Source organism: Ochrobactrum sp. CGA5 (genome assembly GCF_006345815.1).
Classification (GTDB): domain Bacteria; phylum Pseudomonadota; class Alphaproteobacteria; order Rhizobiales; family Rhizobiaceae; genus Brucella.
This window is the reverse complement of record NZ_VCIG01000001.1, coordinates 358,079-380,184: the sequence shown is the minus strand read 5'-3', so window position 1 is coordinate 380,184 and position 22,106 is coordinate 358,079. Positions and strand designations below refer to the sequence as shown.

Here is a 22,106-nt window from a genome sequence, read left to right as displayed (position 1 = left end):
GAGGATTCCCTTGCGGGATGATCCGCGAATTTCCGACAGGCTGTTTAAGTACCCAAGATGACAAATCCAGGCGACGACTTCACCGAATCCTCCCAGCCGTTCAAGCTCTTTGCCGACTGGCTGACCGACGCCAAAGCGAGCGAACCGAACGATCCCAATGCGGTCGCACTCGCGACTGTCGATCCCGATGGTCTGCCCAATGTACGCATGGTGCTGCTGAAGGATTTCGACGAACAGGGCTTCGTGTTCTACACCAATTATGAGAGCACCAAGGGCAGAGAAATTCTGTCGGCTGAAAAAGCTGCGATGTGCTTTCATTGGAAGACGCTGCGCCGTCAGGTGCGCGTGCGCGGCGCGGTAGAGAAAGTAAGCGATGCCGAGGCCGATGCCTATTACGCCTCGCGCCCGCGCGGTAGCCGCATCGGCGCATGGGCATCCAAGCAGTCACGCCCGCTGGAAAGCCGCTTCGCTCTGGAAAAGGCCGTTGCGGAGTACACCGCAAAATATGCCATTGGCGATATTCCACGCCCATCCTACTGGTCGGGCTTCCGTATTCGTCCGGTCTCGATTGAATTCTGGCACGACAGGCCCTTTCGCTTGCATGACCGCGTGCTTTTCACGCGGCGCTCGCCGGAAGGCGACTGGAACAAGGAACGGCTTTACCCGTAACCGCGAAAAACAGCCCAAGCCTCCGCCCTCATCCTGAGGTGCGGAGCGCAAGCAGAGCCTCGAAGGATCGCTTCACAAATAGCCCGGCTTCGAGGCAGGCTTGCCTGTACTAGCATGAGGGCTATCGCTATATCCCTATACCAGCGGCTTGACTGCTACCCATAGGCTTCCGAGAACAAGCCCGAGGAAAATCAGCCATCCCACGATATTGTTGGATTTGAACAATTTCAGGCACTGATCGGGATTGTCGATATCGAGCACAATGATCTGGCGATAGAGATGCACACCTGCTGCGAGCAATCCGGCAAGCGCTGGCATCGGCACCTGGGCTACGGCGAAGGCCGCCGCAAAGAAACCGATGGCACCGCCATAGAGGATCATCAACGCCGTCTTGGTGTGCTTGCCGAAAAGACGCGCCGTTGAGCGCACGCCCACCAGCGCATCGTCTTCCTTGTCCTGATGCGCATAGATCGTGTCATAACCGATCGTCCACATGATCGCGCCAATATAGAGGAGCACCGGCGCGAGGCTGAGCGAGCCCTCTACCGCAGCCCAGCCCATGAGAGCGCCCCATGAGAACGCAAGCCCCAGCACGAATTGCGGCCAGTCCGTAACGCGCTTCATGAAAGGATAGGCGGCAACAATCAGAAGCGAGAAAATGCCCAGTCCGATGGAAAACCAGTTGAACTGCAGCAGCACGACGAGCCCGACCAGTGCCTGCAAAACCAGAAAAAGCTTGGCCTGACCGCGTGTCACTTGCCCCGAAGGCAGCGGTCTGGAACGCGTACGGTCCACCTTGTCGTCAATATCCTGATCGATAAGATCATTATAGGTGCACCCGGAGCCACGCATGGCAATGGCGCCGATCAGAAACAGAGCAAGATGCCAGATCGAAGGCAAGACGGCCCAGGCGCCATCGCCTGGCTTGGCGCCCGCCCCCGCCACCAGCGCGGCCGACCACCAGCAAGGCCAAAGCAGAAGCTGCCAGCCGATGGGACGATCCCAGCGGGCAAGCTGCGCATAGGGCCAGAGCCAATGCGGCAGGACACGATAAACCCAATGGCCGGACGGAGCGTCCTTCACTCGCCCGCGTGCATCACGGGATTGGATGCCGGAATTGGCCTCTGGATTGACCTGTGGTTGCTGCATGATAGCCTGCTTTCCCTGAAACCCGCCGGACCTTGCGCGCTTTTTATGGAAAAATCGCGTGTGCGCCCTTGCCCATGAGGGCGCGGGGCAATAGAGACCCGAAGTCAGTAAAGTACTTAACTTTCTCACGCGCAGGGAGCAAGGCATGAAAGTTCTGTTGATCGGTTCCGGTGGACGCGAGCACGCCTTAGCATGGAAACTTGCCGCCTCTCCCCTGCTCGAAAAGCTCTATTGCGCGCCCGGCAATCCAGGCATCGCCACAGTCGCGGAGCTCATCGACATCGGCGTCGACGACCATCAGGCGTTGATCGCCTTCGCCAAGGACAACAAGATCGACCTCGTGGTGGTCGGACCTGAAGCGCCGCTCGTGGCTGGCCTTTCCGACAAAATGCGCGCCGAGGGTATCCGTGTATTCGGCCCCTCCAAGGCTGCGGCACAACTCGAAGGATCGAAGGGCTTCACGAAGGATCTTTGCGCGCGTTTCGGTATTCCAACCGGCGCATATGGCCGTTTCAACAATGCGCCGAAAGCCAAGGCCTATATCCGCCAGCAGGGTGCGCCCATCGTCGTCAAGGCCGACGGGCTTGCGGCAGGCAAAGGCGTGGTTGTTGCGATGACACTCGATGAAGCGCTCGACGCCGTAGATGCCTGTTTCGAGGGCGCGTTTGGTTCCGCCGGCGCCGAAGTGGTGGTCGAAGAATTTCTGGAGGGTGAAGAAGCTAGCTTCTTCTGCATCTGCGATGGCAAGACCGCCTTGCCGCTCGGCTCGGCGCAAGACCACAAGCGCGTCGGCGATGGCGATACCGGCCCGAATACAGGTGGCATGGGCGCTTATGCTCCGGCTCCGGTCATGACGCCTGAAATCGTCGAGCGCACCATGCGTGAGCTGATCGAGCCAACGATGCGTGGAATGGCTGAAATCGGCGCGCCCTTTTCCGGCATTCTGTTCCTCGGCCTGATGATCGGCAAGGACGGCCCCAAGCTGATCGAGTACAATACCCGTTTCGGCGATCCAGAATGCCAGGTGTTGATGATGCGCCTCAACAGCGATCTGCTCGCGCTCATCAATGCCGCCGTGGATGGCAAGCTCGATGAAGTCGTGCTCGACTGGAAAGACCAGCCCGCGCTGACGGTGGTGATGGCTGCGGAAGGCTATCCGTCCAATGTCAAGAAAGGCAGCCTTATCCGCGATCTCGACAAGCTCGAAGGCATTGATGGCGTCAAGGTCTTCCATGCGGGAACAGCAGAGAAAGACGGCAGCATCATTGCCAGCGGAGGCCGCGTGCTCAACGTCACCGCTGTTGCCGATACCGTCGCTGAAGCGCAGGCGCGCGCCTATGAAGCCATAAAGCGCATCGACTGGCCGGAAGGTTTCTACCGCTCCGATATCGGCTGGCGCGCTGTAGAGCGGGAAAACCAAACCGACAAGAAGTAGCCTCGACCGCGTTATCCGCAGTTGCAGACCTTTGGTCTTCACAAGGCGGATAACGCCTCGTTGTTCACCTCTCTACAAATGGCTGTGAAGCCACTGCATAATATTGACGTTTACGTAATAAGCCGATAGCTCTTATGTTGAACAGCCAAAATGGCTCCTGCCGGATTGCATAAAGCACCGGCGCAGGGCGGGCTTCCGAGGAGAAGCCCGCGAAATATACTCGGAGGAAAGATGTATCGCGCGCCGGTTTCTGAAATTTCCCATACACTGATGAAGGTTGCGGGACTGGAAAAAGCCCTTGATGACAACCGCTTCCCTGAATTTTCAGCGGATCTTGCCGAAGCCATTCTCGAAGAAGCCGGTAAGTTTGCGTCCGAGCGCGTAGAACCTCTGCGCATCACCGGCGACAAACACGGCGCCACCGTCAAGGACGGCGTTGTTACGACCGCACCGGGCTGGAAAGAGCTATACCGCGACTGGATCGAAGGCGGCTGGAACTCGCTAACCGGCACACCGGAATATGGCGGTCAAGGCCTGCCAGCGATGATGTCAGTGGCCGTGAGCGAGATGTGGAACTCCGGCACGCTGGCCTTCGCCATCGCCCCGACGCTGACCATGGGCGCGGTCGAAGCGATAGAGAAGCACGCTTCCAAGGAATTGAAGGACATCTATCTCGAAAAGCTCATCAGCGGCGAGTGGATGGGTACGATGAACCTCACAGAACCGCACGCCGGTTCTGACCTTGGTGTACTTCGTACCCGTGCGGAACGTGCCGATGACGGCAGCTACCGCATCTTCGGCCAGAAGATTTTCATCACCTATGGCGAGCATGACCTGACGGACAATATCGTGCATCTGGTGCTGGCGCGCCTGCCGGATGCCCCGGCAGGAACAAAGGGCATTTCGCTTTTCCTCGTGCCAAAGTTTCTCGTCAATGAAGACGGCTCGCTTGGCCGCCGCAACGATTTGTTCTGTTCGGGCCTTGAGCACAAAATGGGTATCCACGCCTCGCCAACCTGCACCATGATCTACGGCGACGGTTTCGTAAAGGGCGAGGAACAGGGAGCAGTCGGCTATCTGATTGGCGAGGAAAATCGTGGGTTGGCCTGCATGTTCACCATGATGAACAATGCTCGTCTTCTTGTCGGCATTCAGGGCGTCGGAGTTGCCGAAGCTGCCTATCAGCAGGCTCTTGCCTATGCCAAGGAACGCAAGCAGGGCCGCGCGATCGGTGCTGATCCGAAGGCAGGCATGAGTCCGATCATCGAACATCCGGATGTTCAGCGTATGTTGCTGACCATGAAGGCGCTGACGCAGGTTGCCCGTTCGATCACCTATTCCTGCGCACATGCCATCGATATGAGCCATGCAACGGACGGCGCAGACCAGCAATTCTGGTCCGATCGCGCCGGCTTGCTGACCCCGCTCGCAAAAAGCTTCGCGACCGATGCGGGTGTGGATGTTGCTTCACTCGGCATCCAGATTCATGGCGGGATGGGCTTCATCGAAGAAACGGGTGCAGCGCAATTGTTGCGCGATGCCCGCATCACACCGATCTACGAAGGCACCAATGGCATTCAAGCCATCGACCTTGTGGCGCGCAAGTTGCCGCTCGGCAATGGCGAGCACATCAAGGGCTTCCTTGCAGAACTGCAGGACGATGCTAACAAGGCCACCGCATCCAATCGCCCGGAGCTCGGTGAAACCGGCGCGCGCCTCTCCAGGGCCATCAGCGAAGCCCGTGAAGCGACCGACTGGTTGCAAAAGGCAATTGCCGAAGGGCAGCTTGAAGCAGCACTTGCAGGGGCTACGCCTTATCAGCGGCTTTTGTCACTCGTTTCCGGCGGCGCCTATCTCGCACGTGCAGCACTCGCCGGCGAAGATAGCGGCCGTGCGGTGCTGAGCCGGTTCTTCGCGGAAAATATGCTGGCCGAAGTTTCGTCCCTCAAGGATACGGTCATCACCGGCGCTTCCAGCCTTGCTGCTGCCAAATCCGCGCTGGAGGCGTAAGCATGAGCGAACATATTCTGATCGAGCGCAAAGGCGCGGTCCAGATCATCCGTCTTAACCGACCGGAAAAGAAAAACGCCATCACACGCGCCATGTATGCCGCCATGGCGAAGGCACTGAAGGACGGCGATGCCGACGACGCGGTACGGGCGCATGTGTTCCTCGGCGTGCCAGGTGCCTTTTCTTCCGGCAACGATATGCAGGATTTCATGGCGGCTGCGACGGGCGACAGCAGTTTCAGTAATGAAATTCTGGATTTTCTCATTCCGCTGGCGGAAACCAAAAAGCCTATCGTTTCAGGCGTCGATGGGCTCGCCATCGGCGTCGGCACGACGATCCATTTTCATTGCGATCTGACTTTTGCAACCTCGCGCGCATTGTTCCGCACACCATTTGTCGATCTTGGCCTCGTGCCGGAAGCGGGGTCCAGCCTGCTCGCGCCTTCACTGATGGGCCGCCAGAAGGCCTTCGCCCTCCTGGCGCTCGGCCACGGTTTCACGGCGGAAGCCGCGCAGGAAGCAGGTATCGTCTATCAGATTGTTGCCGAGGACGCGTTGGAAGCGGAAGTGATGAAGGCAGCGGAAGAAATTGCTGCCAAGCCGCCACAGGCTATGCAGATCGCCCGCGCCCTGATGCGCCTGCCTGCCGAGAATATCGCTGATCGCATCACCCGAGAAGCCAAGCATTTCGCTGAGCGCCTGACTTCGGATGAAGCCCGCGAGGCTGTGATGGCCTTCCTGATGCGCAAAAAATAAACCCGGATGTTTTCTTTTACCGGCGCATCTTTTCCAAAAGCGGATTTCCACTTTTTGGGATGCGCCCAAGAACATCCGGGGGCTTTTTTGGAGGTCAGCCAAGATCTTTGAAGGGGTCACCTTTTCTCGGGCGACCCTTTCTACGGCGCATTTGATCTGATTGAATCAGATCGGCGCTCTAACTGTTTGTTTTGACGCGCACCTCGTCCGAAAACCGTTTCACACTTTCGGGATGCGCTCTAACTCAATTGCGAGCAATGATTTCCTTGCCGGAGATCACCAAACGGACGCCAAGCGTACCGGTCTTGCGGCGGGCGAGAAAACGCGGGCGACGGCGGCGCGGCTCCTGCCCCTGACGGCGAGCCTGTGGCTGGCTGGTGCGGACCGCGCCCGTGCTTTGATAAAGCGGACGGGCGACGCCATCTTCCTCAACCAGCATCATCGGCAGATTAAAGCTCGCGGCCCAAGCGCGCCAGTCAGCGGCAACGTCGGTCAGATCATGTGCAACAAGCAAGGGAACGGAGAGCTGAGGATCTTCATGCATCAGCTCCAGCGTCACGGTGATTTCGCCGAACTCGTCTTCCACCGCACGGGCGGCAACACCAACAAATGCGTTGGCCGGGAGAGCAATCGACATCGGCAGGCCGCTTGAAGGCAGAACCTGCCGGATCACTGCGCCACGCTCATTGATGGTGAAGGTAACGTCGGTGCTGCCGTCGTGGGTTGCGTAGGTCACCACCTGTGGAAAATGAAACGGATCGAGCCGCAATTCTCGTCCCGCCCAGTCGGGCTTCAGTCCCTTGCTCATCATTTTCGACGCCTCTGTCTCTCTGTCTCTTTTTTACGCAAGTTCCAACGCAAAACCGCTACGCACTTTTGCTGGACTTGCTTTTTGAGAGCCGGTTGTTCCGGCTTCCCTTTGTCGAGCTTTTGCTCTTCGTTGAGATGGACAATAGGCGCGGTTTATTACCGGCGGGCTTAATGAGTTAAGTTAACTTTTCCCTGCCTTTTCCTTTGGTTAGCAGATTGCAACCAGGTGTAAGAATTCGGAAATTCTTCTGAAGACTTGTTTACCAAAACAAACGGGCGGTTAATACCGCCCGTCTGGCATTCAGGAATAGTGTTATTTCTACAGAACCTTACCGGGGTTCATGATGCCTGCCGGATCGAAAGCCGACTTGATACGGCGCATCAGGTCGAGCGCAACATCCTGCTTGAAGAAAGCCAGTTCTTCCCGCTTGAGCTGACCAATACCGTGTTCAGCCGAAATCGAGCCCATATAGCTCGCGACAATCGTGTGGATACGATGATTGAGGTCATGCCAGCGCGCAAGGAAAGCTTCCTTGTCGGCGCCGACAGGCTGCGAAACGTTGTAATGCAGGTTGCCGTCGCCGATATGGCCGAAGCAAACGATACGCGCACCGGGAATCATTTCCAGCGTCGCGGCATTGGCTTGGTGGATGAAGGCGGGAATCGAAGCGACCGGCACGGATATATCGTGCTTGATCGAGCCGCCCTCCGGCTTCTGCGCCCAGGACATTTCCTCACGCATTTTCCAGAAGGACTGTGCCTGCGCTACGCTTTCCGCAATGGCGGCATCCTGAATAATGTCGTTCTCAAAGGCTTCAGTGAGGATGGTTTCCAGTGTCGTGCGCGCATCTTCTTCCGAGCGGGACGAGGAAATATCGATCAGCACATACCAGTCATGCGGGCTTTCGAGCGGATCGCGCACACCGTCGACATGACGCACGGTAAATTCTACGCCGACGCGCGGCATGAGCTCGAAGCCGGTCAGCGACGGGCCTGCATGTTCCGTTGCAAGCTGGAACAGGCGCAGCACGTCTTCCGGATTGCGAAGGCCCGCATAAGCCACACCCTTGCCTTTTGGCTGCGGGAAGATTTTCAGCACTGCAGCCGTGATGATACCGAGCGTGCCTTCCGAACCAACGAAAAGGTCTTTCAAGTCGTAACCGGTATTATCCTTCTTCACATAGCGAAGATCGTTAAGAATCTCGCCGGTCGGCAGCACGACCTCCAGACCGAGGCAAAGCTCGCGCATATTGCCATAGGCAAGAACCGCCGTGCCGCCAGCATTGGAGCCAAGGTTGCCACCGATCTGGCACGAGCCTTCTGCGCCCAGCGAAAGCGGAAACAGGCGCCCGGCTTTCTCAACGGTATCCTGAAGATTCTTCAATATCACGCCCGCTTCGAGCGTCACCAGATTGCCGACCGTATCGAGATTGCGGATGCGATTCATGCGGCCCAGCGACAGAATGATGGCCGCGCCGCTTTCATCCGGCTGCTGGCCGCCGACGAGACCGGTATTGCCGCCCTGCGGCACCACCGGCGTTTTCGTCTCGCTGGCAAGCTTCATGATGGCCGCGACTTCTTCCGTTGAGCCTGGACGAAGGACAAGCGGCGTACGTCCGTGATAGAGATCGCGCTGCTCGATGAGATAAGCGGCGAGATCTTCCGGCGCGGTGAGCGCATTCTTTTCGCCCACGATGGCGGAGAAACGTTCGATCAGAGCGGTGTCCAGCATAGTCTGTCTCTTAATAGAATGATATTAACGCGGGGCCGCCGCGCGCTTTAAACGGTCATTGATGGCCTCGCCGAGGCCCTCAAAGGGGATAGGTTCAACGGCGATGGTCTTGGCACCAGTCGCATCCAGCCTGCGCATGAAATCGAACAGATTGGCTGCAGCTTCACGTAAATTTCCGTCAGCGCTCAGGTTCATAATCGCCGTTGCCGCATCAGCCCCGGCCACGCGATGGGGGCCAAAGGCAAGCAGGGCTTCACCCGGCCGCACAGAGCCGACGCCAAGCCGCATCGCAGCATCCGGCGCATAATGCGAAGCCATCATGCCCGGCGCCTGAATTGCAGAGGAGTGGTCGGCACGCACGAGCTTTTCGCCGATGACGGCTTCAATCTCTTCCGCAGCCAGTCCGCCCGGACGGAGCAAATGCACTTTATTGCCGTCAACCTTGACGATGGTGGATTCAACTCCAACACCGCACGGACCGGCATCGAGGATCAGATCAAGCTTGTTGCCGAGATCGTCTGCAACGGCACGAGCGCTTGTCGGGCTGATGCGCCCCGACGTGTTTGCGCTCGGTGCTGCCACAGGACTATCAAGCCCAGTGATGATATCGCGCACACGGCCAAGCGGCATACGAACGGCAAGGGTCGAAAGTCCGGCGGTTACAAGGGGATGGATCGGACGGTCCGTATCCTGCCTTTCCTTCAGCGGCAGCACGATGGTCAGCGGACCCGGCCAGAACATCTCGGCAAGCTTGCGTGAAAGAGCGTCAAAAGTGACATAGCGCTCGGCCATGGCGATGCCGCTCACATGCGCAATCAGAGGGTTGAACTGAGGTCGCCCCTTGGCCGCGAAGATACCGGCCACACCCTCACCGTTCGCAGAGTCGGCGGCAAGGCCATAGACCGTCTCGGTCGGAATGGCGACGAGACCGCCGCGCCGCAGCACTTCCACCGCGCGCGGGACTGCCTCATCATCGAATTTGACTGTATCGGACACTGGCTTTCCGCCTCTCGGGCGTCCCAAGTTAAGCCCGTTCTGCCTACACAAGCTCAAGCCCCGGTGCAAGCGATGCGCAAGCAAACTCGGACTCTATTCGGGGAAGAACGCGGAAAGACGATCATGATTGCGCATGGAAAATTGCGTTTTGTTAGGTTTTTCAGGGCATAATGATATTATTCATGCGTGAGGTGAATAATGTTATCGCGATTTATCGCTATTTCGTTGACGGCCATCGGACTGCCCGCAATTGCTTCCGCAAACGGGGATGAGCGCGCGCCATCCACTTACCAGGTCGGTTCCATAGATTATATCGGCTACGACAAAATCGGCGCCAACGGACTGCCCGTCTGTGGACCTTGCGCGGAGAAACAGGCCTCAGAACTGGCCGCCCAGAAGGCAATCGAGGCCCGCCGCAAGCGCGCCCGTGCCTATATGGCGCGTATGCAGGGGCAGCCAGTCCCAGACGATCTTCTTGAAACGCCCGCCACGCCAGCTGAAGACTTTGACCCTGCCAAGCCGGTGCGGGTGGTTGGCGATACTTGGGCCGGAGCGTCCGGCGAAATCGACCTCAGTTCTCTCGTGCTCAGACCCAGCCTGAAGTAAAAAAATGGCGCCCGAAGGCGCCATATTGTTTCGTACTGCCAATAGTCAGCCAGCGATCTTGGAGAAATCCGCCACTTTTCCGGTGGCCGCACGAATCTGATCGAGCAATGCCAGACGATTGGCTCGGACATTTTCGTCCTCATCGTTGACCAGCACTTTTTCAAAGAAAGTATCAACAGGACCGCGCAGCTTGGCGAGCGCCAGCATCGCACCGTTGAAGTCTTCACGGGCAATTGCAGCCTCGGCATCTTGCGAAGCCAGAGTGACGGCCTCGAACAGCGCCTTTTCTTCCGCTTCGCGAAGAAGGGAAGCGTTCACGCTCTCCGCGACCTTGGTACCCTTCTTCTCTTCGGCAGCGAGAATGTTGGCGGCGCGCTTGGTGCCAGCCAGAAGGTTTTTACCATCTTCTTCATTGATAAAGACGATCAGCGCTTCTAAGCGCCGCGCGACCAAAAGCAGATTGTCGGCTTCCGGCGCCAATACGGCGTCAATTGCGTCGTAACGTGCGCCTTCTTCCTTCAGATGTACCTTGAAACGGTCATGGAGGAAGGACAGAAGATCGGCCAGTACCGGCTCGGACGATGCTTCCGCCTCGGCGCGAACCTGCTTTTCATAGTTGGCCAATGCGTTGTCGACATCCTGCTCGCCGTCGACGTCACCGGAGTCTTCCGCAGCAAGCTTGGCTTGAAACTCGCGCAACTTGCGTTGGACCTGCCCTTCTTTCAGCGCGGCAAACGCCGAGCGGAAGAGCGGTAGCAGCGGGAATTTCCATTCCTGCGACAGCAGCAACCGGATCACGCCCAACGCTGCGCGACGCAATGCGTAGGGGTCCTTCGAGCCCGTCGGCTTTTCGTCGATGGCCCAGAATCCGACCAGCGTGTCGAGCTTGTCGGCCAGCGCAACAGCAACAGAAACCGGGTTCTTCGGCACGGCATCGGACGGGCCTTGTGGCTTGTAATGTTCTTCAATTGCAGCGGCGACGGCTTCGTCTTCACCCTGAAGCAACGCATATTTGCGCCCCATAGCGCCCTGAAGCTCGGGGAATTCTCCGACAACTTCGGTTTGCAGATCGGCCTTGGCGAGCACGGCCGCACGGGTGGCAAGTTTCGGATCGGCACCAACCAGCGGAGCAATCTGTGCTGCCAGCTCGCGAATGCGTTCAACGCGAGCGCCTTGCGTACCGAGCTTCGCATGGAAAGTCACATTGAGTGCATCCAGACGCGCCATACGCTGATCGAGCGGCTTTTTCAGGTCAAGACCAAACTTTTCCGCCGATACGGCCAGCTTGTCGAGGTCCGGCAGATCATGCTGATCGGTGTGCCAGAAATAGAGCGCATCCGACAGACGTGCGCGCACCACCTTGCCGTTGCCATAGGCGATTTCCGTGCCGCCATCGCGGGCAGCGATGTTCGACACCAGAATGAACCGGTTGGACAGGGCTTGCGCTTCACCCTGCTTGCGGGTGACAAAACACTTCTGGTTAGCGCGGATGGTAAGGCGGATAACTTCCGGCGGGATCGCAAGAAACTCTTCCTCAAATTCACCCATCAGCACGACCGGCCATTCGACAAGACCCGACACTTCTTCCAGAAGGCCCTCGTCCTCGACCAGCTCAAGCCCGGACGCAAATGCGAGATTATGCGCGTCCTGCGAAATGATTTCCTTGCGGCGCTCGGCATCGAGAACCACGAAAGCTTTTTCGAGCTTTTCGACATAATCCTCGAAGCGGCGCACTTTGATTGGCTGACCGTCGCTCAGGAAACGATGGCCATAGGTGACATTGCCCGACTTGATGCCATCGACATCGAAATCAATCACCACTGTTTCCTCGGTCTCGGGACCAAAGGTGCAGAGGATGGACTGCAGCGGGCGAACCCAGCGAAGCGAACCCGGCTTGGCCGAAGCCGCACCCCAGCGCATGGATTTCGGCCATGGGAAATTGCGGATCGTCTGCGGCACCAGCTCGGCAACGATTTCTTCCGCAGCGCGGCCGGGCTTGGTCAGATGAGCGACGTAAAAATCACCCTTCTTCGGATCGGAATGCACATGCGCCTGAGACACATCGCTGAGGCCAGCCTTGCGCAAAAAGCCCTGAATAGCCTGCTCCGGGGCGGCAACCGACGGACCCTTGATGTCTTCATGCACATCCTTGGAGCGCACGGTGAGGCCACGAATGTCGAGCGTCAGGCGGCGCGGGGTCCAATAAGCGGTCGCAGCTTCATAGGTCAGACCGGCTTCCACCAGGCCGTCGGTGATCATCTTCTTCAGGTCACCGGCAGCCTTGCGCTGCATACGCGCAGGAATCTCTTCCGAGAAAAGTTCGAGCAGTAAATCAGGCATAATAATTACTCGCCCTCGCGCTTAAAATTGAAACCACCGGCATCCGTCAGAAGGAATGCCTCGCCGCACTGACGCGCGAGATTGCGGACGCGGAGGATATAGCTTTGGCGCTCGGTAACCGAGATCACGCCGCGCGCATCCATCAGATTGAAGACGTGGGATGCCTTGATGCACTGGTCATAGGCCGGGAATACGCACTTATGTACATTCCTCGTCGTGGCTTCGACACTCCCCGCCTCTTGTGGAGCACCGGCTTTCAGGATGGCTTCGCACTCGCGTTCGGCGTCGATAAAGTGCTGATGCAGCACTTCGGTATTGGCCATCTCGAAATTGTAGCGGGAATATTCCTGCTCAGCCTGCAGGAACACGTCGCCATAGGTCACCTTTTCGTCACCTTCGAGGCCATTGAAGTTGAGGTCATACACATTGTCCACGCCTTGCACATACATGGCCAGGCGTTCGAGACCGTAGGTCAGCTCACCGGAAACCGGCGAGCATTCGATGCCGCAGACCTGCTGGAAATAGGTAAACTGCGACACTTCCATGCCATCGCACCAGCATTCCCATCCCAGACCCCAGGCGCCAAGCGTCGGGCTTTCCCAGTCGTCTTCCACGAAGCGCACGTCGTGCAACGTGGGGTCGAGACCGATGGCGCGCAGCGAACCGAGATAGAGATCCTGAAGATTTGGCGGCGATGGCTTGATGATGACCTGATACTGGTAATAGTGCTGAAGACGGTTCGGGTTTTCACCGTAACGACCATCCTTCGGGCGACGCGAAGGTTGAACATAGGCAGCCTTCCAGGGCTTCGGTCCCAGCGAGCGCAGCGTCGTTGCCGGGTGAAACGTACCGGCACCAACTTCCATGTCGTATGGCTGCAAAATAGCGCAACCATGTTCCGCCCAATAGTTGTGAAGCGTCAGGATCAAGCCCTGAAAGGACCGGGTGGGGTGCATATGTGCTGGCAACGTACTGGACACGGGGTCGGGCCTTGTAATTGAAATGATGGCCCGGTCTAATTTGTCAGCACGGCAGGGTCAAGCACAGGCTGTCAGTTTCCGTGTCACACCACGCTGAAACCGGCAGCCTGCATATTGTTCTTAGTGCATTGTCGGCTTCTCAGGGGCTTTGTCAGACGGTGCGGAAGGCACTTTTGACGGTGCTGGAGCCTCCGGCTTTGCCCTATCAGACTTGTCCTCGGCAGGCTTGTCCTCGGCAGGCTTTTCTGTACCAGCGGAAGATTGCCCCGGAATGTCCGGCAGGCCCTTCTTCAACTTTTCCTCGATCTTGGCCAGATCTTGCGGTTCGGGCTTGCCTGCGATGGCATGATTCCACTGGAACGTCGCCTCCAGAAGACGCCCCACACGCCAATAGGCATCGCCCATGTGGTCGTTGATCGTCGGGTCCTCGGGGCGAAGCTTGACCGCCTTTTCCAGTTCGACCACGGCCTCATCATACCGGCCCAGCATGTAATAGGCCCAGCCCAGTGAGTCGACGATATAACCGTCCTGCGGGCGCAGCTCTACCGCCTTCTTGATCATGCCCAGGGCTTCATCGAGATTTTCACCCCGGTCGACCCAGGAATAACCCAGATAGTTCAGCACTTGCGGCTGGTTGGGATAAAGCTCCAGCGCCTTGCGAAAATTGGGCTCAGCCCTGTCCCATTGCTTCAGGCGTTCATAGGCGATGCCGCGCTGGTAGAATAGCGGCCAGTCCTTACGTTCCGGCGTCTTGATCTGTTCAACCGCAGCATCGTAAATCTTCGCAGCATCGGCGAAATTCTTGTCCTGCGCATAGACACCACCGAGCGCGAGATAAGTACGCATGTCGGACTTGTCGCGGCCGAGCAGAACTTGCAACTGCTTGATGGCTTCCGCCGACTGGTCGTTTTCCGCCAGATTGAGTGCACGCTGCATTTCCGCATCGCGGCGATAAGGCGATTTCTCCGGCACGCGGCCATAATAGTCGATGGCCTTCTCCGGCTGGCGCAGCTTGGCGGAAATATCGCCCAACTGATAAAGCGTCGCGTCGTTGTCCGGACGCAGCGGCAGTGACATCTGTAAATAGAGCTTCGCAAACGCTTCCGCGCCGCTGCGATTGATCGCGGTGCCAAGCGTATAGAGCGCTTCGGCAGTACCTTCCTGAGCGGTTTTGATCAGGCGGCCATACTTCTCGCCCGCCTCAATCTTTTCGCGCATTTCAGTGATCGTCATGCGGCCATTCAGAAGCTCGGCTGCATCGTTCAGAGTCTTGATCGCACCTTCCTTGTCGCCTTGACGAAGTTTGAAGGAGGCATAGGCCATTACGACGCGTTCATAAGTGTCGGGAGCCGCACTTCCACCTGGCCTATCGTCGATAGCCTGCTGGTAGAAGTCACGCGCTTCCTTCTTCTGGCCCGCGAGATCGGCTATCAGTGCCGAATTATAGGTGACAAACAGGCCGTACCATTCCGGCCCCTGCATTTTCTGGATGTCGGCGAGCGCCTGTTTGGGATTGCCCTGCCCGACCTTCACCCACGCATTCATAAAGCCGGTCGCGAGGCGATCCATATCGGATTGCAGCGACAGCATCAGCAGCGGCCCGACTTTGCGATATTGCTTGCGGTCTATGGCGTCGATGGCAAGTGCCACGCGTGAAAAACGCTCAATATCCGGGACGTTCTTCAGTTCTTCCGCCAGAGGCAGCGCATCTTTGAAGCGGCCCTCCGTCAGCAATACCAACAGCAAATCCTGCTTGATCTGTGCATTGCCCGGATCGAACGCCATGGCCTGACGATAGAAATCGACAGCGGTAGCGAGATTATTGTCGGATTCGGCGGTACGTCCGGCAAGATAGGCCCCGGCAAACGAACCGGCGCGGAAAGGGGGCGATGCGGGATTGGTTGTCGCCTTGGCCAAAGCACCGCCAGTAGGAATCGCGATCCCCGCCAGCAGCGAGAGCAGCAAACCATAAAGCGGGCGGTATTTCGATCCTTGCCGCATAAAGCCCTATCCTCTTCTCAAATCCCTGTGACAGATACCGGCAAGCAAACCCAAGTAGCTAAAGAAGCTGGGGCACGCTCTCTCTTTGCCGGAAAAGGCACCCCAAGCATGGCCTTTTTGGGATGGCGGGGCAAGAAAAGCATTCCGTGCCGGGACGCTTTTCCTGAATGTTCCTGGCCCTCACGAAATGCTGGCCAGAGTCTGCCGCTGTTGCCGGTCAGTTCACACGGCTGATGCAGAAATCGATGACTTCTATCAGTGCATCCTTCTGGGGCGTCGCTTTCAAAGGTGCCAGAGCATCGCGGGCAATCTCGCCGAAATGCCGCGCGCGCTGCACCGTGTCGGCAATCGCTCCATGTTTCGTCATCAGGCCTATGGCCTTTTGAAGCGAGGCATCGTCGCTCGCGCCGTCCTCGATCGCGTGCTTCCAGAAAGCGCGCTCCTCGTCGGTGCCGCGACGGTAGCTCAGAATCACCGGAAGCGTGATCTTGCCTTCGCGGAAATCGTCGCCCGTATTCTTGCCGAGATCGGCTGCCGAACCGCCATAATCGAGCGCGTCATCGACAAGCTGGAAGGCAAGGCCAAGATTGAGCCCGTAATCGCGCAGCGCCGCGCGATCCGAGCGTTGTGCGCCGGCAATGATCGGGCCAACCTCACCGGCAGCTGAGAACAGCGCCGCAGTCTTGGCCTTGATGACTGCCAGATATTCGTCTTCGGTGGTTTCCATGTTCTTGGCAGCGGCAAGCTGCATCACTTCGCCTTCCGCGATCACCGACGCCGAAGTTGCGAGAACGTCGAGCGCGTCGAGCGAACCGACGTCAACCATCATCTTGAAAGCCTGCCCGAGAAGGAAGTCGCCGACGAGAACGCTGGCCTGGTTACCCCAGATCATGCGCGCCGTGCTTTTGCCGCGGCGCAGATCGCTTTCATCGACCACATCGTCATGCAGCAGCGTTGCAGTGTGCATGAACTCCACGGCGGTCGCGAGGCGTACGTGGCCGTCGCCTTCGTAGCCGAACATACGGGCGGCTGCGAGCGTCATCATGGGACGCAGGCGCTTGCCGCCTGAGGAAATCAGATGATTGGCGACTTCCGGTATCATTTCGACATCGGACCCGGCCCGGGAAAGGATCATCTCATTCACACGTGCCATGTCGGCCTTTGTCAGATCGACAAGCGGCTGAACCGATCCTTCCTGTTTCTTTTTGCCGTCCAGATTCAGAACCACACCCAATGCCATTTCTCCTAGCTGCCCGGCCACATTATTGAAACGGACCGGATTGCTCAAGTCGCAACTGCCCCAAAGCACTGTTGGGCGTTACTCTTACGACGCCTGTTCACCATTGAAGGAAGCTGTTGTCAATGCGGTGCATTCACTACAAACTGTTCAAATGATCGAGCTTATCCGTACGAATGATTCCGTTCTGCTGTCTTTTGCCGAGGCCTTGATGAAAGAGGCCGGGATCGCTTATTTCATTGCCGACACGAATATGAGCATCATCGAAGGCTCTTTGGGCGTATTGCCGCGCCGCCTTCTGGTCAGCGAAGAACAGCTTGAAGACGCGCGGCAAATCCTGATCGATGCCAAGATTGAACACGAACTGCGCGATCAATGAATTCGGAAACACATTCGGAGACCGAAGATGAAGCCGGAGAAACACTCGATGTGTTTCATCGCGGAGCATTTCATCTCATCCAGCCGGCGCTGAAAGGTCATCGTTCCGGTGTTGATGCCATGATTCTGGCGAGCGCCGTTCCAAACGGCTTTGCTGGGCGCGTTATTGATCTTGGCAGCGGTGCCGGTGCCGCCGGACTTGCAGTCGCTTCCCGATGCCCTGACACCAATATCACTCTTGTCGAACGTTCGGCCTTCATGGCAGGTTTTGCCCGCAAAAGCATTGCGCATCCGCTGAATACCGCCCTGGCAAGTCGTATCAGCGTGATCGAGGCCGACGTCGCCCTGAGAGGCAAGGCGCGTATCGCCGCAGGGCTTGTCGATAACAGTTTCGACTTTGCCATCATGAATCCCCCCTTCAACGAAGCGCGTGATCGCAGCACACCCGATCCGTTGAAAGCGGAAGCGCATGTCATGCCCGAAGGCATGTTTGAACAATGGGTGCGCACTGCCGCAGCCGTTGTAAAACCTGGCGGTGGAATTGCCATTATTGCGCGACCCGGCTCGATTTCTGCTATTCTTGAGGCATTGTCGGGGCGATTTGGCGGCCTGAAGATCGTTCCTGTCCAACCGCGTCCCAATGCTGCAGCGATCCGCATCGTCGTGACCGGGATACGCGGAAGCCGCGCTGGCCTTTCGCTTATGCCAGCGCTTGTTCTCCATGGAAGCGAGGGGCATGGCTTCACCCAACGCGCGGACGGCATCAATAACGGGCTCGACGCCCTCATCTAAAAACTAGCCTGGCTGTTGTGCCAGTACGACCGGATTGCGGCCCAGATCATGCCTGATAGAAACAACGCTCCTGTTCGGAAGCAAAATTTCCGAGCGGTTTCTTTGTGTTTCCCATATTGCTTCCTACATTTCCGCTGAATGATTTCAGTTAGCAGGAGTTCGCCTTGCCCGGTTTATTGACGCGCCTTGTTCCACGCCGCTTCCGCCCCGCTTCCATCGAAATACCTGTTGTGCGACTGCATGGTGCCATCATGTCGGGTGGATCAGCATTCCGTCCGATGCTTTCACTGGCATCGACGGCAGCGGTCCTTGAAAAGGCTTTCACCGACAAGGAAGCGCCCGCTGTCGCCATTTCGCTCAACTCGCCCGGCGGCTCTCCTGTACAGTCCCGCCTGATCTACCGGCGGATTCGCGACCTTGCCACCGAACATCAAAAGAGGGTCTTCATCTTCGTCGAAGATGTCGCCGCCTCGGGTGGTTATATGATTGCGCTGGCCGGCGACGAAATCATAGCCGACCCCTCATCCATTGTGGGTTCTATTGGCGTCGTGTCGGCCTCGTTCGGTTTCCCCGAGCTGCTGAAGAAGATCGGTGTTGAGCGCCGCGTCTATACGGCAGGCTCCAACAAGGTGACACTTGACCCGTTCCAGCCAGAGAAGAAAGCCGACATTGAGCGGCTGAAATCCTTGCAGCTCGAAATCCACGAGACCTTTATCGACATGGTGAAGGAACGGCGTGGAGCGAAGCTTGCGGAGGACAAGGACCTGTTCACCGGACTGTTCTGGACCGGCATCAAGGCACAACAGCTTGGCCTGATTGACGGGCTTGGCGATATGCGGAGCTTCCTGCGCAAAATCTATGGCGACAAGGTCAAGCTCAAGCTCGTGGAGCAGAAGCGTGGACTTTTGGGACGCAAGGTGCCCGGTGTCGATATGGCACTCGACAGGCTTGAACCAGCTTCCATTGCCGCGCATCTCGGTGACGGACTGCTGTCGGTAGCCGAAGAAAAGGCACTTTGGGGCCGTTACGGACTCTAAAAATAAAGCGAAGACGTAGAATCAGCTTTGATTTTCGAACCAAAGCTTTGAATTCCCTTGTTTCACCATGATATGGTGTAAAGAAGCGGGGCGGGCCGCTCCCGCCCCTTTGAACATCCGGTATTTCGGCCGCTGCGATCCAGCGATCCGAACTGCAACCCTTAAGGACTTGAGGCCATGCCCCAGCTCATTTTTCTGCTGCTGATCATCGCCGCCGCTTGGTACGGCTACCGCTCGTTCAAGCGTGAAGCCTCGCGCGTGTCCCAGCGTGTGCGTCAGGCGGAAAAGGAAGCGCAGAACCGGGCTCACGGTACGCTTGTGCAGGACCCTAAAACCGGCGAATATTACGTCAAGAAGGACTGACCTTCCTGTCAGGAACAGTTCGTTATCAAGTGATGCAAACGCTCATCACAGTCGAACGCAATGTTTTCTCGAGGGCGGCTTCTATTCTGTCAGAGTTGACAGAGCCGCTCTAACTATTTGTTTCATTGCATTTTCCTGCGCAAGACCGTTTCACGCTTTTGCTGGAAGTGCTCCATTCCCGGTCCGTAAACAGAAATGACCTTTTCTTCGACAAGCGAAACGCCCGCGAATGGCAGGTTTACCCATGCGGTGACACGTCTCGCCCCAGCAAAGATCAATCTCGCGCTGCATGTGACGGGACGTCGTGACGACGGCTACCATCTACTCGACATGTTGGTGGTCTTTGCGCGCTATGGCGACATCATTCGGGTTGAAATTGCGGAGAAGGATAGCTTCGCTGTCAGCGGCCCTTTTGCAAAGGGCATACCGCTTGATGGCGGCAATCTGGTTATCAAGGCGCGCGAGGCCTTGCGCGAGCGCGCGCAAGCAGCTTTGACGCCAGTCGCCATTCATCTGGAGAAAAACCTTCCGATTGCCTCCGGCATAGGTGGCGGATCGAGCGATGCCGCAGCAACACTGCTCGCACTTGATGAGTTGTGGGGCCTTGATCTCGGTTTTGAACAACTCGCCAAGATAGGACTGGCTCTTGGTGCCGATTTGCCCATGTGCCTGCATGGCGCATCGAAAGGCACGCCATTGGCGGCGCGCGGTATCGGCGAAGACCTGACACCGATTGCGGAACTTCCAGCCTTGCCGATGCTGCTCATCAATGATGGAACCGCTGTCGCAACGCCGGATGTTTTTCGCGCGCTCGACAAGCGGGATCATCCAGCACTGCACCTTGCCTCATATTCAGATGTTAAATCTCTTTGCACCTATCTGCAAACAACTCGCAACGATCTTCTGGACCCGGCTCTGAAGCTTGCCCCCCGGATCGGTGACAAGCTTGACCTGCTTCGCGCGAGCGGATCGCTCTACGGACAGATGTCAGGTTCAGGGGCCACCTGCTATGCAATCTTTGAAGACATGGCTGTCACCGAACGGGCAGCGACACATCTCTCAGCGGAAAGACCTGACTGGTTCGTAATCGCGACCGAAAGCATCCCTTCCAAGAATAGTCTCTGAACAGCATCTCTCCCGAAAGCCCGAAAAAGCGCTCTATTGTTCACCCTGATTGGACAATATATTGGGACAGACTGTTCGCCGTTTTTGAACAAAAAGCCTTACACAACATTTTTGTGAAGACTGGCATATAATTCAATATATTGATTATATTGTAATATTTCTCATGCATCATCAATACTCCAACAATCTGGCCGCACGAATGTGTGATCAACTAAACATTTTTGTGACTGGAACTTTTCCCCACTGTCACCCATTTGAGGTGCATCGGAACGACGAACAAACGCCGCTCCACTTTCCAAGGAGATAGGAAAATGAAAAAGATTGTTCTTGCTGCCGCTGCCCTCGCTCTTAGCGCCGGTGCTGCCTTTGCTGAAAACCCACGCGTTGGCGAACCTGCCGATCTTTATGCAAACGACCGTACGCCGGTTGCTTCACAGAAGGTCGACTACACCGCTCCCGCTTCGATCGGCCAGTCCTCTTTCCAGGACGGTTCGGCTCATCGCTTCGGTGACGCATCGCCTTCGAGCTACCGCAACTAAGTTTTCTGAAAACTTAGGCACAGGGCGTCGTCATAAGCCTCCCAGCCGATGACGCCCCGATGAATTCCCAAGCTGGATATTCCTCCCAATCATTCAGCTTCCCCAGTTATCTCCCCGATGGATGGCATGGTTGCCACCCGGGGCCCCGGAACGGCTTCCACGCCATCCGAAGGGGCGATTGTTTCAATGCGTTTATGCGGCGCCAAATGTTTTCGTTTGGCCGCAAAGCGCTCCACAAGGATTACGAAAATGAAGAAGTTTGCTCTTGCTGCCGTTGCTGTTGCTCTTAGCGCCGGTGCTGCTTTCGCTGAAAACCCACATGTTGGCGAGCCTGCCGATCTTTATGCAAACGACCGCACCCCGGTTGCAACGCAGAGCCAGAAGATCGACTATACCGCCCCTGCTTCAATCAAGGCTCCGGTCTATCAGGATGGTTCGGCTCATCGCTTTGGCGATGCTTCGCCTTCCTCTTACCAGAACTAATCCAGTCAGCATGTCTGACGAAAAAGGCGAAGCTTCCAGCTTCGCTTTTTTGTTTTGCTCAGTCTTCATCAGGCGGCAAAATTCGATGCTTGAGGCGAACTGGTCGCAAGTGCTGTGGAAGCTGGTCAAATGCCACGCCACCGAGCAGCAAGGGCTTTACAATATCCAACCGGACCAGAAGCCCGGTATCAAGCGTTGCCTTATCACTGAAGATTTTACGGACCGCACCAAAGACACTGTCTTCCGGCAGTGAAAAACGTGCAGCGCCGCCATCTGCTTCCATGTGGCGCCGGAGAACTTCCTCCCATTCCTCCTGCGGGATAGCGCCCGGCTTCAAAAACAGCACCCAAGGCGTGCGGATTTCATCAAGCGCTGTTTCAATATCCATTTCGGCATAAAAGGCGCAGCCTGCGCCCAGCGCGACGAGAGCGGTTTCGTCCGATGATCCCTGGTCGATGACCGTAACTCGGCGCAACAAACCCTCCACGACAGCGGGCACCAGAGCCGACAGCGTGTGAGCCAGCGCTCTTTCCGAATTCAGAGTTGAGATAGCGACGGACAACATAAGCGCTTCATATATCAAGAACACGTGAACGGGAAGCTGCCGCGCATATGTTCTTGATTTGTTCCATATCTTGCGATAGGAATAGATTCATCAGAACAGAGTCG

General features: G+C 57.1%; 21 protein-coding genes. 12 read left to right on the top strand and 9 right to left on the bottom strand.

Translation table 11 applies throughout. The features are described from left to right. Window positions 1-57 precede the first annotated feature (57 nt). The gene (gene pdxH, locus FJQ48_RS01730; RefSeq protein WP_139973489.1) at window positions 58-669 is read left to right on the top strand and encodes a pyridoxamine 5'-phosphate oxidase; all 612 of its coding nucleotides are present in this window, start codon (window positions 58-60) and stop codon (window positions 667-669) included. 135 nt (window positions 670-804) lie between these two features. On the opposite strand, the gene ubiA is transcribed toward pdxH, so the two are convergent. Then, the gene (gene ubiA, locus FJQ48_RS01725; protein ID WP_139973488.1) at window positions 805-1,818 is read right to left on the bottom strand and encodes a 4-hydroxybenzoate octaprenyltransferase; all 1,014 of its coding nucleotides are present in this window, start codon (window positions 1,816-1,818) and stop codon (window positions 805-807) included. 145 nt (window positions 1,819-1,963) lie between these two features. Here ubiA and purD point away from each other — a divergent pair, with 145 nt between their 5' ends. From purD to FJQ48_RS01710, 3 genes are all read left to right on the top strand, one after another. Next, window positions 1,964-3,253, top strand: coding sequence for a phosphoribosylamine--glycine ligase (purD, locus tag FJQ48_RS01720; RefSeq protein WP_139973487.1), 1,290 nt, complete (start codon window positions 1,964-1,966; stop codon window positions 3,251-3,253). Between the two features lie 231 nt (window positions 3,254-3,484). Then, window positions 3,485-5,263: an acyl-CoA dehydrogenase gene (locus tag FJQ48_RS01715; RefSeq protein ID WP_139973486.1), complete on the top strand. Its 1,779-nt coding sequence runs from the start codon at window positions 3,485-3,487 to the stop codon at window positions 5,261-5,263. 2 nt (window positions 5,264-5,265) lie between these two features. Further along, entirely contained in the window at window positions 5,266-6,018 is a 753-nt protein-coding gene (locus FJQ48_RS01710; protein ID WP_139973485.1) for a crotonase/enoyl-CoA hydratase family protein, read from the top strand. 244 nt (window positions 6,019-6,262) lie between these two features. Here FJQ48_RS01710 and FJQ48_RS01705 read toward each other — a convergent pair whose 3' ends face one another. From FJQ48_RS01705 to FJQ48_RS01690, 3 genes are all read right to left on the bottom strand, one after another. Next, window positions 6,263-6,829, bottom strand: coding sequence for a DUF6101 family protein (locus FJQ48_RS01705; protein ID WP_139973484.1), 567 nt, complete (start codon window positions 6,827-6,829; stop codon window positions 6,263-6,265). Window positions 6,830-7,147: 318 nt separating this feature from the next. Next, window positions 7,148-8,560 carry an FAD-binding oxidoreductase gene (locus FJQ48_RS01695; protein ID WP_139973483.1) on the bottom strand — a complete coding sequence of 471 codons (1,413 nt, stop codon included), beginning with the start codon at window positions 8,558-8,560 and terminating at the stop codon, window positions 7,148-7,150. A 24-nt stretch (window positions 8,561-8,584) separates the two neighbouring features. Then, window positions 8,585-9,556 carry an L-threonylcarbamoyladenylate synthase gene (locus FJQ48_RS01690; RefSeq protein WP_139973482.1) on the bottom strand — a complete coding sequence of 324 codons (972 nt, stop codon included), beginning with the start codon at window positions 9,554-9,556 and terminating at the stop codon, window positions 8,585-8,587. A 198-nt stretch (window positions 9,557-9,754) separates the two neighbouring features. Here FJQ48_RS01690 and FJQ48_RS01685 point away from each other — a divergent pair, with 198 nt between their 5' ends. Next, a complete protein-coding gene (locus tag FJQ48_RS01685; RefSeq protein ID WP_139973481.1) occupies window positions 9,755-10,162 on the top strand; it encodes a hypothetical protein in 408 nt (135 codons plus the stop codon). Between the two features lie 45 nt (window positions 10,163-10,207). Here FJQ48_RS01685 and glyS read toward each other — a convergent pair whose 3' ends face one another. From glyS to FJQ48_RS01665, 4 genes are all read right to left on the bottom strand, one after another. Continuing rightward, window positions 10,208-12,502, bottom strand: coding sequence for a glycine--tRNA ligase subunit beta (glyS, locus tag FJQ48_RS01680; RefSeq protein ID WP_139973480.1), 2,295 nt, complete (start codon window positions 12,500-12,502; stop codon window positions 10,208-10,210). A gap of 5 nt (window positions 12,503-12,507) precedes the next feature. Next, on the bottom strand, window positions 12,508-13,458 hold the full coding sequence (locus tag FJQ48_RS01675) for a glycine--tRNA ligase subunit alpha (RefSeq protein WP_139973593.1): 951 nt from the start codon (window positions 13,456-13,458) through the stop codon (window positions 12,508-12,510). Between the two features lie 144 nt (window positions 13,459-13,602). Beyond that, on the bottom strand, window positions 13,603-15,483 hold the full coding sequence (locus tag FJQ48_RS01670) for a tetratricopeptide repeat protein (RefSeq protein WP_139973479.1): 1,881 nt from the start codon (window positions 15,481-15,483) through the stop codon (window positions 13,603-13,605). A 217-nt stretch (window positions 15,484-15,700) separates the two neighbouring features. Continuing rightward, entirely contained in the window at window positions 15,701-16,717 is a 1,017-nt protein-coding gene (locus FJQ48_RS01665; RefSeq protein WP_139973478.1) for a polyprenyl synthetase family protein, read from the bottom strand. Window positions 16,718-16,874: 157 nt separating this feature from the next. Between FJQ48_RS01665 and FJQ48_RS01660 the strand changes: the two genes are divergently transcribed. The 7 genes from FJQ48_RS01660 (at window position 16,875) to FJQ48_RS01630 (ending at window position 21,437) form a co-directional block, all read left to right on the top strand. After that, window positions 16,875-17,099 carry a DUF2007 domain-containing protein gene (locus tag FJQ48_RS01660; protein ID WP_139973592.1) on the top strand — a complete coding sequence of 75 codons (225 nt, stop codon included), beginning with the start codon at window positions 16,875-16,877 and terminating at the stop codon, window positions 17,097-17,099. Further along, the gene (locus tag FJQ48_RS01655; RefSeq protein WP_139973477.1) at window positions 17,096-17,890 is read left to right on the top strand and encodes a methyltransferase; all 795 of its coding nucleotides are present in this window, start codon (window positions 17,096-17,098) and stop codon (window positions 17,888-17,890) included. Before FJQ48_RS01660 ends, FJQ48_RS01655 begins: the two co-directional genes overlap by 4 nt. A gap of 164 nt (window positions 17,891-18,054) precedes the next feature. Continuing rightward, window positions 18,055-18,927 (top strand): S49 family peptidase, encoded by an 873-nt coding sequence (locus FJQ48_RS01650; protein WP_139973476.1) that lies wholly within the window; start codon window positions 18,055-18,057, stop codon window positions 18,925-18,927. Window positions 18,928-19,104: 177 nt separating this feature from the next. After that, window positions 19,105-19,290: a membrane protein gene (locus tag FJQ48_RS01645; protein WP_006466164.1), complete on the top strand. Its 186-nt coding sequence runs from the start codon at window positions 19,105-19,107 to the stop codon at window positions 19,288-19,290. A 195-nt stretch (window positions 19,291-19,485) separates the two neighbouring features. Further along, window positions 19,486-20,415, top strand: a complete 930-nt coding sequence (locus FJQ48_RS01640; protein WP_139973475.1) for a 4-(cytidine 5'-diphospho)-2-C-methyl-D-erythritol kinase — start codon at window positions 19,486-19,488, stop codon at window positions 20,413-20,415. Between the two features lie 311 nt (window positions 20,416-20,726). Then, entirely contained in the window at window positions 20,727-20,954 is a 228-nt protein-coding gene (locus FJQ48_RS01635) for a hypothetical protein (protein WP_139973474.1), read from the top strand. A gap of 249 nt (window positions 20,955-21,203) precedes the next feature. Further along, window positions 21,204-21,437, top strand: a complete 234-nt coding sequence (locus tag FJQ48_RS01630) for a hypothetical protein (protein ID WP_139973473.1) — start codon at window positions 21,204-21,206, stop codon at window positions 21,435-21,437. A 58-nt stretch (window positions 21,438-21,495) separates the two neighbouring features. Here FJQ48_RS01630 and FJQ48_RS01625 read toward each other — a convergent pair whose 3' ends face one another. Then, entirely contained in the window at window positions 21,496-22,002 is a 507-nt protein-coding gene (locus tag FJQ48_RS01625; protein ID WP_139973472.1) for a glycosyl transferase, read from the bottom strand. Window positions 22,003-22,106: the final 104 nt, after the last annotated feature.